The organism is Bacillus sp. PAMC26543 (assembly GCF_014250375.1).
Lineage (GTDB): Bacteria > Bacillota > Bacilli > Bacillales > Bacillaceae > Bacillus > Bacillus halotolerans.
In genome coordinates this window covers 1,412,548-1,425,771 of sequence record NZ_CP060193.1, presented here as the reverse complement: position 1 = coordinate 1,425,771, position 13,224 = coordinate 1,412,548, and the positions used below count along the sequence as shown (strand labels likewise).

Genomic DNA, 13,224 nt, shown 5'->3' with positions numbered 1-13,224 from the left:
TTCACTCACTTACAAGTGGGGCAAACCCCGCTCTTGATTCAGCCTTGTTATAAGAATGGACCTTTTGGCTGCCTTCAACGCTTTTGATCATTTGCCGGCCCGCAGCTTCTTCTATATCAAAAATCTGCTTAAACAAAGCCAGCTTTTCTTCAGAATCAGCCTCTGCCGCAAGTTCTTTCACCTTTAATATCGGGTCGCGGAGCATTTGATTAATGATACTTTTCGTATGTTTATTCAAAAGTTTTTTCTCTCTTGTCGTCAAATGAGGCAGCTTCCGTTCAATGCTGTCCATCGTTTCAGACTGGATTGCCAGCGCTTTTTCACGCAATGCGGAAATGACGGGCACTACACCGAGTGTATTCAGCCATTGTTTAAACTCCACAATGGTTTCTTCGATTAACAGTTCAACCTTCTCAGCGGTTTCTCTCCGCTCTTTCAGGTTCGCTTCTACGATCCCTTCAAGATCGTCTATATCATAAAGGAAGACGCCTTCTAGATCGTTTAAAGCGGGATCCAAGTCTCTTGGCACGGCGATGTCCACCATAAATAAAGGACGGCCCTTGCGAAGCTTATTCGCGTTTTCCATCATTTCTTTAGACACAACAAAATCACTCGCACCGGTAGAGCTGATTAAAATATCGGCTTCTGCAAGCGCGCTTTCAAGCTGATTTAAGCTTCGCGCTTCACCGGAGAAACGGTCTGCAAGTTCTTTCGCTTTCAAGTATGTTCTGTTAATGACTGTCACTTTTCCGATTCCCTGTCCATGCAGATTTTCGGCTGCAAGCTCGCCCATCTTTCCTGCACCAAGGATCAATATATGCTTGCTTGAAAGGTTTCCGAAGATTTTTTTCGCAAGCTCAACGGCCGCATAGCTAACAGACACTGCATTAGAGCCAATGTCTGTTTCGGCATGAGTCCGTTTACCCACTGTAACCGCCTGCTTAAACAACTCATTAAAAATCGTGCCGATCGTTTTTTCTTGCTGAGCTGTTTTGAAGCTGTCGCGCACCTGACCGAGAATTTGCGTTTCACCGATCACCATAGAATCCAATCCGCAGGCTACACGGAACAAATGCTCAACAGCCGCATCGCTTTCATAAAATCTTAAAAACGGCGACAGGTCTTCTTTGCTTAAGTGAAACCAGTCAGCTAAAAATTTTTTTATATAATAACGGCCGGTATGGAGCTGGTCGACTACCGCATAAATTTCAGTGCGGTTGCAGGTAGATACGATGATATTTTCGAGAATGCTTTTCTCTGCTTTTAGCTGCACCATCGCTTCTGCAAGCTCATTCGGCTGAAAACTTACTTTTTCACGTATCTCAATAGGGGCGGATTTATAATCTACTCCCACAACAAGTATATGCATAGCTTTCCTTACACCCCCAACACCCAAACTTTAATTTATAATCATTCTAACATAGAATTCATTATTTATAATAATTATAACATAGTTTCTTTCGCAAATTGTGAACAGATTTCAAAAATCTTGTGCTATATTAGAAAAAGCTTCACGAACAAAATATGTTCCTATTGACAATACCAAAAACAGCAGAAAATTACTCAAAATCAGCTCTAGAAAACAAGAAGGTGATATGCATGAAACAAAAATCAATTTTATTTCCTTGTCTGCTGCTCGCCGCATCCGTTTACGCATGGCTTGAAAGCGGCCAAGCCGAACTGTTTTCAGGACAGGATCAATGGCCTGTTCTTCTTATGCTGTTAGGCGCATCCTTTATATACCAAGGAAAAAAAGAAGCTGTCTCCCCCCATTTCTTTATCGGCTTGCTTCTCTTCGGAATCGGTTTGCACTTTTTCGCTAAGCCAAAGTGGACATGGTGGCCGGATGATTTTGAAATGCTACTCTTCATGGTCGGCTTCTCACTGCTCGTTTCAACCGTTCAGAAAAAAGAATATGTATATGAAGCTGTTTCGATGATTTGTTTTTCCCTGTTTCTTTACTTTTTCAAACAGATTATGGCATGGCTCGAGTCTGCGCATGTTCCCACGGCCCTGCTGAAAAAGTATTGGCCATTTGTATTTATCGGAATCAGTTTATTGTTATTATTGATAAAACGAAAAAAATCTATACGATAAATAAAACCGGCAGAGAGTATTCTCTACCGGTTTATCATTTTTTTGATCACTCCCCAAGCTTCATCTTTCCCCTTTTTCGTTTCTGAGGAGAAGAGAATCAGCTCGTCTTCCGGATCAATATTTAATGTCTGTCTTACAACCTTCGCGTGTTTGTCCCATTTTCCTTTCGGGATCTTATCGGCTTTTGTAGCGATAATAATAACAGGAATGCCGTAATACTTTAAGAATTCATACATCTGCACATCATCATTAGACGGTGCATGCCGCAAATCAACGATCTGCACCACTGCTTTCAATTCCTCGCGTGTCGTGATGTAGGTTTCAATCATTCTGCCCCAAGCTTCACGCTCGGATTTTGACACTTTGGCAAAACCGTAACCCGGTACATCAACAAAATGCAATTCGTCATTAATAATGTAGAAATTTAATGTTTGTGTTTTTCCCGGTTTTGATGATGTTCTCGCAAGATTTTTACGATTAATCAATGAATTGATAAAAGATGACTTTCCAACGTTCGATCTTCCGGCCAGTGCAATCTCCGGAAGCCCCCCTTCAGGGTACTGTTCAGGTTTAACTGCACTGATTACGATTTCTGACTTTGTGACTTTCATTTCTTCTCTCCTACTAAGGCATGTTCCAAAACTTCGTCTAAGTGGGATGCCAATATAAAGGTGAGCCCCTCTCTGACGCTTTCTGGAATATCCTCTATATCTTTTTCATTATCTTTAGGCGCAATAATGGTCGTCAATCCCGCTCTATGTGCCCCGAGTGCTTTTTCTTTCAGTCCGCCGATCGGAAGCACGCGTCCGCGAAGCGTAATTTCGCCAGTCATTCCGACTTTACGCGATACAGCCCGTCCTGTTAAAGCAGAAACAAGCGCAGTCGCCATTGTGATACCGGCAGACGGACCATCTTTAGGCACCGCACCCTCAGGAACATGTATATGAATATCATACTTCTCATGAAAGTCAGGTTCAATGCCAAGTTCTTCTGTTTTTGAACGCACGTAGCTGAAAGCCGCCTGAGCAGACTCTCTCATGACATCGCCAAGCTTACCCGTCAGGATCAATTTTCCTTTCCCTGGAGAAAGCGATACTTCGATCGACAGCGTATCTCCGCCGACAGTTGTATAAGCCAGCCCCGTGACGACGCCCACCTGATCTTCCGTTTCTGCTTGTCCATATCTGAAAATTCGTTTTCCGATAAAGTCATGAAGATTTTTCTCCGTAACTGTAATCCGTTTTCTATCTTCAGAAACAATGGCTTTTGCGGCCTTGCGGCAGATGGCAGCAAGCTGGCGTTCGAGGTTTCTCACACCTGCTTCTCTCGTATAATAGCGAATAATATCAAGAATGGCCTGATCACGCAGCTGCAGGTTGCTCTTTTTGAGCCCATGCTCCTTGATCTGCTTCGGAAGAAGGTGATCTTTCACAATTTCAAGTTTTTCCACTTCCGTGTAGCCCGCAATATTAATGATTTCCATTCTGTCTCTAAGCGGTCCCGGGATTGTCGCTAAATTGTTAGCCGTAGCGATAAAGAGCACTTTTGACAGATCAAAAGTCTCCTCAATGTAGTGGTCGCTGAAGGTACTGTTTTGCTCCGGATCAAGCACTTCAAGCATTGCGGATGACGGATCGCCTCTGAAATCAGAAGACATTTTGTCAATTTCGTCTAGTAAGAAGACCGGATTCAGCTTGCCGGCTTTTTTCATGCCTTGAATAATACGTCCCGGCATTGCCCCGACATATGTCCGTCTGTGCCCGCGAATTTCTGATTCGTCGCGCACCCCGCCAAGTGAAATTCTGACAAATTTCCGATCCATACTTTTAGCAATCGATTTGGCCAAGGACGTTTTTCCGACCCCTGGAGGTCCAGCCAAACAGAGAATCGGACCTTTTAAGGATTTTGTCAGCTTCTGAACAGCCAAATACTCTAAAATACGCTCTTTCACTTTTTCAAGTCCGTGATGTTCTTTGTCCAAAAGATGTTCAGCCTCTTTTAAATCAAGCTTATCTTCTGTCTCATCCGTCCATGGGAGAGCGACCAGCCAGTCAATATAATTGCGGATAACAGAACTTTCGGCAGAACTGGACGGAATTTTTTCATATCTGTTTAATTCCTTAAGAGCCGTTTCCTTCACATGGTCAGGCATGCCCGCTTCTTCGATTTTTTCGGTCAGCGTTTGAACTTCACCTGTTTTGCCTTCTTTATCGCCAAGCTCTTTTTGGATCGCCTTCATCTGTTCGCGCAAATAGTATTCCTTTTGCGTACGCTCCATTGAACGTTTGACGCGCTGGCCGATTTTTTTCTCGATCTCAAGCACTTCTTTTTCATTGTTGATAAAATCAATGACCTTGTTCAGTCTGTCTTTGACATCAGCCGTTTCTAATATATCCTGCTTATCCTTTAGTTTAAGAGGCAGGTGAGAAGCAACAATGTCTGCCATTCTGCCCGGCTCTTCGATATCAGTAACCGCGGCGTACGTTTCGGCTGAGATTTTTTTAGAAATTTTTATGTACTGATCAAAGTGGTCCAACAAAGTCCGCATCAGCGCTTCGTCTTCTGTATCTTTTGAATCATCTTCATGGATCAGCTGAATGTCTACTGATGTATAATCTTCATGCTCATTGTATTCAATGATCTGGGCGCGCTGTATACCCTCCACCAGCACACGAATCGTACCGTTCGGAAGCTTCAGCATTTGTTTAATTTTCGTATAGGTGCCGACAGTAAAAATTTCGTCTTCACCCGGTTCGTCTATCGAAATATCCTGCTGAGTAGCTAAAAATATCATATGATCATGCATCATTGCCTGTTCAAGGGCCTGAACCGACTTGTCACGTCCTACATCTAAGTGCAAAACCATTGTCGGGTACACTAATAAACCTCTTAAAGGGAGGAGCGGGATGCTGCGTTTTAATTCTTCTGCCATGTGACTGACACCTCCGTGACTTTAGTATGAACCATTATAATACAACTTTTTCATCCTTGTACAATAAACGGCATGGTTTCATTTTCTATAACACAGTCTCCTCGTAGTATACCCTTTCTTTCTGATCTGAAAAAGGAAAAGATGTCCTTCATGAAAAAAACCCTATTTTTAAAATAGGGTCAGACCGATTCTTTATTCATTTGCATGTTAAACGGTTTTTGTTCAGTAGGCGGGTTCACTAAAATTTCATCAAGCACTTCCTGGAACGTTTTCACCGCCACAATTTTGATCCCTTCAATCTGTTTTAAGATCGATTGCTGATTTTCATGCGGGATAATAACTTTTTTGGCACCGGACTGTTTTGCCGCTTTAATTTTCGGGATCACGCCTCCAATCGGTTTTACAAGTCCGTTTAGGCTGATCTCGCCTGTCATGGCAACCGTGTTATCGATGGGAATTTTATGAACGGCTGAAAAAATTCCCGCCGCCATGGCAATACCAGCCGACGGCCCATCAATCGGAATGCCGCCGGGAAAATTAATGTGGATATCATAGTCTGAAGGCTTCATTCCCATTGTACGCAGTACGGTTAGCACATTCTCAACCGAGCCCTTTGCCATGCTTTTCCGGCGAATTGATTTTGATTGGCTGCCGATGCTTTCTTCTTCTGCTATTCCGGTAATGTTAATTGAACCTTTATCCTGAGCCGGTGTTACGTTCACTTCGATTTCCAGCAGCGAACCGCTGTTAGGGCCATACACTGCGAGTCCGTTTACAATGCCGATTTGCGGTGCAGTGCCGATTTTCTGCTCGTGCTTAGGGGTAAGCTGGCTGGAATGAATCACCCATTCTATATCCTCAATGGTGATGTCCTTCCGATCTTCGGTCACCGCCATTCCCGCCGCGATTTGAATCATATTGACGGCTTCCCGGCCGTTCCGCGTATAGCTGGTCAGCAAATCAAGCCCCTCTTCAGAAATATTCTTTTCAATCTTATCCACTGCTGTTTTGGCAACTGATTTCAGCTCATCTTTCTCAAGCTCGCGGAAAAATACCTCTAAACAGCGGGATCGGATTGCCGGAGGGATTTCATTAGGCATTCTCGTTGTCGCACCGATCAAACGAAAATCAGCTGGAAGCCCATTTTGAAAAATGTCGTGAATATGGTTCGGTATTTGTGTATTTTCTTCGCTGTAATAAGCGCTGTCTAAAAAGACTTTCCGGTCCTCAAGCACCTTCAGCATTTTATTCATTTGAATAGGGTGTAGCTCCCCAATTTCATCAATAAACAATACACCGCCGTGGGCATGCGTGACAGCCCCCTGCTTCGGCTGCGGAATACCCGCCTGTCCCATCGCTCCGGCCCCTTGGTATATCGGATCATGTACAGAACCAATGAGCGGATCGGCAATTCCTCTTTCATCAAATCGAGCCGTTGTCGCATCGAGTTCCACAAAAACAGCCTGCTCTTTAAAAGGTGATTGCTTATGTTTTTTGGCTTCCTCTAACACAAGCCTTGCAGCAGCTGTTTTTCCGACTCCCGGCGGTCCATAGACAATGACGTGCTGGGGATTCGGTCCGCACAACGCAGCTTTTAACGCTTTAATCCCGTCTTCCTGACCGACGATATCTTGAAAGCTTTTAGGGCGCACCTTTTCAGATAACGGTTCGGACAGGCTGATAGCCCGCATTTTGCGAAGCTGCTCCATTTCCTTCTTTGATTCCTTATCTATCGTGACTTTTTGTGTCCTTTGATTTTTAAGCAAATTCCAAAAATACAAACCAATGATAATCCCAAAAAACAGCTGAATAAATAATGCGATCCCTGTCCAACTCATGGTGGTCCCTCCTGAAAAACAATTTATGTATCCAATTCATTCCTCTGATTGCTAGTATCTCCCACAAAAGAGGGGAATAAACGTTTTCCGGAAGAGTTTACACAACAAAAAAACCTCCTGAATGTTACCACTCAGGAGGTTCATTTTCATTTTTAAGCAGACGTTTTATCTTGGCTAACCTCAGTACCGTCCTTTAACAAAAGGCGAGGCGGTTCTCCATGCGTTACAGTCGCCCCAGTAATCACACATTTTTCAATGTCATCACGGGAAGGCAGGTCAAACATCACATCAAGCATAATGCCTTCAATGATGGAACGGAGTCCGCGTGCTCCTGTCTTACGCTCAATTGCTTTTTTAGCAATTTCAGACAGCGCTTCTTCTTCAAACTCAAGCTCAACATTATCAAGCTCAAGCATTTTCTTGAATTGCTTCACAAGAGCGTTTTTCGGTTTTGTTAAGATCGCAACCAACGCTTCTTCGTCAAGCTTTTCAAGGCTTGCAATAACCGGAAGACGTCCGATGAATTCCGGAATTAATCCGAAACGGAGCAAGTCTTCTGGAAGCACTTTTGAAAGAAGGTCTTCTTTCTCCAGATCTGCAGCCTTATTATCTGAACCGAAGCCAATCACTTTTTGTCCTAAACGGCGTTTGATGATTTGTTCGATACCATCGAAGGCACCGCCGCAAATGAACAAAATGTTTGTTGTATCAATTTGAATAAACTCTTGATGAGGGTGCTTACGTCCACCTTGAGGCGGCACGCTCGCCACAGTTCCTTCAAGAATTTTTAGCAATGCCTGCTGCACGCCTTCACCTGACACATCACGTGTAATAGACGGGTTTTCAGACTTTCTTGCCACTTTATCGATTTCATCAATATAAATAATGCCTTTTTCCGCTTTTTCCACGTCATAGTCAGCAGCTTGGATGAGTTTCAAGAGAATATTCTCTACATCTTCACCTACATATCCAGCTTCTGTCAGGGACGTAGCGTCAGCAATCGCAAACGGCACATTTAAAATACGGGCTAAAGTTTGCGCAAGAAGGGTTTTACCGCTTCCTGTCGGGCCGATTAATGAAATGTTACTTTTCGAAAGCTCGACATCGTCCACTTTGCTGTTGGAGTTGATGCGTTTGTAGTGGTTATACACCGCAACAGCTAGTGATTTCTTCGCCTGATCCTGACCGATTACATATTCATTCAGAATTTCACGAATTTCCTGCGGCTTCGGCACATCTTTAAATTCTACTTCTTCTTCTGTTCCGAGTTCTTCCTCCACAATTTCAGTGCAGAGTTCGATACATTCGTCACATATATATACACCAGGTCCAGCTACAAGCTTACGAACCTGATCTTGTGTTTTTCCACAGAACGAGCATTTTAATTGTCCTTTTTCCTCGTTGAATTTAAACATTCTTTCACCCCTTAATCTTGTCTCACTTTTTCTTTTACCGGCAGAGCAAAAGAAAATGATTCTTGAAACGAAACGAGTATGTATTGCATTTTACCATACTTTCCAAAAAGACGGTAACATTGTGTTTCTGACTTGCACATTCTATATGTATGACAAAAAACAGCCTGCATTAACTATATTGCCCCAAGAAAAAGAGATATATCATAATTGTACAAAACAAGGCACGAATCATTCGCGCCCTGTTTTATTATTACTATTATTATGCACCATATTAACGGTTTTCTACAAGAAAATCAATTGCTTTGCGAACTTTTAAATCTTCTTTCATCGCGTCAGTAGAACCGATGGCTTGTTTGATATTTTCAACAGGCATGTTGTATGCTTCAGCCATTTTAGAAAGCTCAGCATCAACTTCCTCATCTGTTACTTCAAGGTTTTCCGCTTTCGCAATCGCCTCAAGAGTCAGGTTAGATTTTACGCGTTTTGCAGCATCTTCTTTCATTTGCTCTTTTAACGCAGCTTCGTCTTGGCCTGAGAATTGAGTGTAAAGCTCAAGGTTCATGCCTTGCATTTGAAGACGCTGTTCGAATTCTTTCAGCATGCGGTCAAGCTCAGTGTCGATCATCGCTTGAGGAACATCGATTTCAGCGTTTTCAGAAGCTTTCAGAACAAGCTCTTCACGCAATTTAGCGTCAGCTTCGTTTTCTTTAGCTTCTTCTAAGCGTTTCTTCGTTTTTTCAGTCAATTCAGCAAGTGTTTCCACTTCTTCATCGATATCTTTTGCGAATTCATCGTCAAGCTCAGGAAGCTCTTTCGCTTTGATTTCGTGAATTTTCACTTTGAAGACAGCTTGTTTGCCGGCAAGATCTTCAGCGTGGTACTCTTCAGGGAATGTTACTTCAACATCCTTCTCAGCACCTGCTTCAAGGCCGACTAACTGATCTTCGAAGCCAGGGATGAATGAACCTGAACCCACTTCAAGTGAATAGTTTTCAGCTTTTCCGCCTTCGAATGCTTCGCCGTCAACGAATCCTTCGAAGTCAAGAACAACTGTGTTTCCTTCTTCAACAGCGCCTTCTTCTTTTACAACAAGCTCAGCTTGACGCTCTTGAAGCCCTTTTAGTTCGTTTTGAACATCTTCGTCAGTTACAGCTGTGTCGTCTTTTTCGACGCCTAAGCCTTTGTATTCGCCAAGCTTCACTTCAGGTTTCACTGTTACTTTTGCAGTGAAGATTAAGCTTTCGCCTTTTTCGATTTTTTCAACATCGATTTCAGGACGGTCTACAGGCTCGATTCCAGCTTCTTCAACCGCTTTAGGGTATTCTACAGGAAGAAGAATATCCAAAGCATCTTGGTAAAGAGCTTCTACGCCAAAGCGCTGTTCGAATAAACCGCGAGGAATTTTCCCTTTACGGAATCCAGGAATTGAAACTTGCTTAACTACTTTTTTAAATGCATCATCAAGTGCCGTTTTAAATGTTTCAGCATCAACTTCAACCGTTAAAACGCCTTCGTTGCCTTCTTGTTTTTCCCATTTTACAGACATGTGTTTCCCTCCAAAAATCTATTCAGGTTGTGTCGGTCTTCCATTCTAAAGCAATCATTCGGCTTCGTCCATCAAAAACGAAGCTGCCAAAGATCAGAATCATTATGTATACATTTTAATAATGAACTGCAAAGCCTGTCCAACCGTATTTCTTATAACCCGTTATACACAAATACAACCATTATATTATAACATAACACATACCGCTTTCAACTATATGGCGTGATTTACAAATAAGAAATTTCTTCAATATCTTTAATCATTGTGCACGCTTCATCAAGTTCTCTGTCGGTAAACTCATACATCATATGCAGCTCTTCTCTTTCAATCTCAATCCCATGCATTTCATAGCCGACTTTATGCAGGGCCGCCGCCCAAAGATCGGCAGACAGCAGTTTTGGCTGAAATGGATATAAAACATACAAATGTCTTCTCCACAGTTCTTCTACCGCAGCATACAGGGTCGGATTTTCATTCCCAAGCGTTTCATCCAGCACACGGAGAACGCGGTGCAAAATCGGGGAGGCGTCAGGCGGGACAGTCTCGCTCGGCTCGATTGTCATGGAGTCGCCGAATTTTGTAATGTGGACCGGTTTGCTGTAGTCGTGTTCCGCCATTAACATCACGATCATCGTCTTGATAATCGGGTGAGCAGCGGGATCTTCAAGAATTGTTTTTAACAGCCCCGTATACTTCGCTACATTGCGGTCTTTCAATGAATGGATCAAATTCATTTGTTCCTCTGGGCTGGCTAACACTTTCTCCGTGTCGATCACATCTTCATACTCTTCGGCCCAAGCCTCGTCTTCTCGCTCCGGGTCGGTCATTTTGCGGCTGAAATCAAGCAGCTTATAAAATTGCTCGGCGCTTTCCGCAGGCAGCTGATTTTCCTCCAGGACGGCTTCAATCGTGCTTTTTACTTCTTCGTATTTCTTAAGCTGAATTAAGATCGTCATGTATACTTGTAAAACTGTAAAATACTGGCCGTATCCTTCTTTCAGCATCTTTTCGCATACACGTTTTGCCTCTTCCAATTCGCCCAGCTCCAAAAAGCAAATGGCCATGCCCAAGTGAAGATCTGATTCAGTATCATCATATTTCATTGCTTCTGAAAACAGTTCCAGTGCCTCTTGATACTTTTTCTCCTTCAGCGAGGACATTCCTTTTTCCACCAGACGGTCTTTCAAATGAGGAAAAGGAATAATTTTTGCGTTTTTCTTGTCATGCGTCATACCTATATTCCTTTCAGGCATTTATTTTGTTCAAGTGTATCAACACCCGTACACAAAAACAAGAAAGGAAAGGTTCTGCCAGGCAAAAAAAGCTGCCGGACAAATTGCCGGGCAGCTTTTTTTAAGCTTGAAGCCAAGAGCTTCTCTGCGACTCAAATTGCTTAATTTCATCTTCAAGTAAAAGCGTTAATGAAATTTCATCATAGCCGTTGATCAGCATTTCTTTCCAATGCGGATCGACTTCGAATGAGATCTGATTGCTTTCGCTGTCGTGAATAAGCTGATTTTCAAGATCGACTGTCATTTGCAGTGACTGATTTTCGTATTGTCCGACAAGCTTTTTCCAATTGTCATACGGCATGCGAATCGGCAGCATACCGTTTTTAAAGCAGTTTTGGTGGAAAATATCAGCAAATGACGGTGCGATAATGATTTTAAAGCCGTAGTCATCAAGCGCCCACGGAGCGTGTTCACGCGATGACCCGCAGCCGAAGTTTTCTCCCGCTATTAAAATGGACGCCCCTTCATAAGCCGGCTGGTTTAATTCAAATTCCGGGTTTGGTTCGCCATTCGCATCGTATCTCCAGTCAAAGAATGCAAAACGGCCGTAGCCCGTTCTTTCAATTCTCTTCAGAAATTGTTTCGGAATGATCTGGTCTGTATCAACATTAATACGATTTAATACGGCCGCTTTCCCCGTATGTGTTTTCAAAGGTTCCATCTCGTGCACTCCTTACACAACTGTTTTTTCCTGATAAAACTTTCTGACATCCACGAAATGGCCGTGAATGGCGGCCATCGCAGCCATCGCAGGGCTGACGAGATGTGTTTTCGCGCCTTTTCCTTGTCTGCCCTCAAAGTTACGGTTAGAGGTTGACGCACAGCGCTCTCCTTCAGGAACAACGTCATTATTCATGCTCAAACACATGCTGCAGCCTGATTCTCTCCATTCAAATCCAGCGTCTAAGAAGATCTGATGAAGCCCTTCCTTTTCAGCCTGAAGTTTTACGCTCTGAGATCCAGGCACGACGATTGCTCTAACACTTTCAGCCACCTTTTTCCCTTTGATCATATCGGCAGCCTGGCGGAGGTCAGTCATGCGTGAATTTGTACAGGAACCAATAAATACGTGCTCCACTTTGATGTCTTCAATTTTCTGATGAGGAGTCAGCCCCATATATTCATAAGCGCGAATCGCTTCTTTTTTGTCATCTTCCGCTGAAAAGCTTTCCGGCGCCGGAACTTCAGAATCGACAGGAAGAACCATTCCCGGGTTGATCCCCCATGTCACCATAGGAGAAATGTCATTGCCGTCAAGCACAATTGATTTATCGTAAACAGCGCCTGGATCAGTGCGAAGTGCTTTCCATTCTGCTACGGCTTTATCAAATTCTTCTCCTTTTGGCGTATACTTGCGGTTTTTGCAATATTCAAATGTCACTTCGTCAGGCGCAATCAAACCTGCTCTTGCTCCGGCCTCAATTGACATGTTGCAAACGGTCATCCGCTCATCCATCGTCATGTTTCTGAATACTTCCCCAGTGTATTCAATAACGTAACCGGTGCCGAATTTCACGCCGTATTTACCGATAACAGCAAGAATGACATCCTTTGCCGTTACCCCTTTTTGCAGTGTCCCGTCTACACGCACCTCAAGCGTTTTCGGACGCTGCTGCCAGAGTGTCTGTGTAGAAAGAACATGCTCAACCTCACTCGTTCCGATTCCAAATGCCAGGGCGCCGAATGCACCGTGAGTGGAAGTATGGCTGTCGCCGCATACGATCGTTTTTCCCGGAAGCGTTAAGCCAAGCTCGGGCCCGACTACATGGACAATCCCCTGATCTACGCTGTGAAGATCGGCAAGGCGTACGCCAAACTCTTCGCAGTTCCGCTCAAGCGCTGTCACTTGGCGTTTCGCAACTTCATCCGTTATCTCAAAGCGATTGACGGTTGGAATGTTGTGATCCATCGTTGCGAATGTATTTTGCGGTCTTCTGACCTTTCTTCCCTTTTGTCTCAACCCTTCAAATGCCTGAGGGGATGTCACTTCATGGATGAGATGCAAATCAATATAGAGAAGATCCGGTTTTCCCTCACCATGTTTTACAATATGCTGATCCCAAATCTTTTCGATGATCGTTCGAGGCATCATCTTTATTTCCTC

At 43.6% G+C, this 13,224-nt stretch carries 10 protein-coding genes; 1 reads left to right on the top strand and 9 read right to left on the bottom strand.

Translation table 11 applies throughout. The features are described from left to right. Position 1: 1 nt before the first annotated feature. Positions 2 to 1,369 (bottom strand): glutamyl-tRNA reductase, encoded by a 1,368-nt coding sequence (hemA, locus tag H7F27_RS07080; RefSeq protein ID WP_024122372.1) that lies wholly within the window; start codon positions 1,367 to 1,369, stop codon positions 2 to 4. A gap of 230 nt (positions 1,370 to 1,599) precedes the next feature. Here hemA and H7F27_RS07075 point away from each other — a divergent pair, with 230 nt between their 5' ends. Further along, entirely contained in the window at positions 1,600 to 2,097 is a 498-nt protein-coding gene (locus H7F27_RS07075) for a hypothetical protein (RefSeq protein ID WP_185848746.1), read from the top strand. Between the two features lie 23 nt (positions 2,098 to 2,120). On the opposite strand, the gene yihA is transcribed toward H7F27_RS07075, so the two are convergent. From yihA to leuC, 8 genes are all read right to left on the bottom strand, one after another. Beyond that, the gene (gene yihA / locus H7F27_RS07070) at positions 2,121 to 2,708 is read right to left on the bottom strand and encodes a ribosome biogenesis GTP-binding protein YihA/YsxC (RefSeq protein ID WP_024122374.1); all 588 of its coding nucleotides are present in this window, start codon (positions 2,706 to 2,708) and stop codon (positions 2,121 to 2,123) included. Beyond that, complete coding sequence (gene lon, locus H7F27_RS07065) at positions 2,705 to 5,029, bottom strand: endopeptidase La (RefSeq protein ID WP_024122375.1); 2,325 nt, start codon at positions 5,027 to 5,029, stop codon at positions 2,705 to 2,707. The genes yihA and lon overlap by 4 nt, the downstream gene beginning before the upstream one ends. Before the next feature lie 179 nt (positions 5,030 to 5,208). Next, complete coding sequence (gene lonB, locus H7F27_RS07060; RefSeq protein ID WP_024122376.1) at positions 5,209 to 6,867, bottom strand: ATP-dependent protease LonB; 1,659 nt, start codon at positions 6,865 to 6,867, stop codon at positions 5,209 to 5,211. 152 nt (positions 6,868 to 7,019) lie between these two features. Beyond that, positions 7,020 to 8,282 carry an ATP-dependent protease ATP-binding subunit ClpX gene (clpX, locus tag H7F27_RS07055; RefSeq protein ID WP_024122377.1) on the bottom strand — a complete coding sequence of 421 codons (1,263 nt, stop codon included), beginning with the start codon at positions 8,280 to 8,282 and terminating at the stop codon, positions 7,020 to 7,022. Positions 8,283 to 8,553: 271 nt separating this feature from the next. Then, positions 8,554 to 9,828, bottom strand: a complete 1,275-nt coding sequence (gene tig / locus H7F27_RS07050; RefSeq protein WP_185848745.1) for a trigger factor — start codon at positions 9,826 to 9,828, stop codon at positions 8,554 to 8,556. 227 nt (positions 9,829 to 10,055) lie between these two features. Beyond that, a complete protein-coding gene (gene ddcA, locus H7F27_RS07045; protein ID WP_024122379.1) occupies positions 10,056 to 11,060 on the bottom strand; it encodes a DNA damage checkpoint antagonist DdcA in 1,005 nt (334 codons plus the stop codon). 121 nt (positions 11,061 to 11,181) lie between these two features. Further along, positions 11,182 to 11,781 (bottom strand): 3-isopropylmalate dehydratase small subunit, encoded by a 600-nt coding sequence (gene leuD, locus H7F27_RS07040; protein WP_101861315.1) that lies wholly within the window; start codon positions 11,779 to 11,781, stop codon positions 11,182 to 11,184. Between the two features lie 12 nt (positions 11,782 to 11,793). Further along, positions 11,794 to 13,212: a 3-isopropylmalate dehydratase large subunit gene (gene leuC, locus H7F27_RS07035; protein WP_106020211.1), complete on the bottom strand. Its 1,419-nt coding sequence runs from the start codon at positions 13,210 to 13,212 to the stop codon at positions 11,794 to 11,796. Between the last annotated feature and the right edge of the window lie 12 nt (positions 13,213 to 13,224).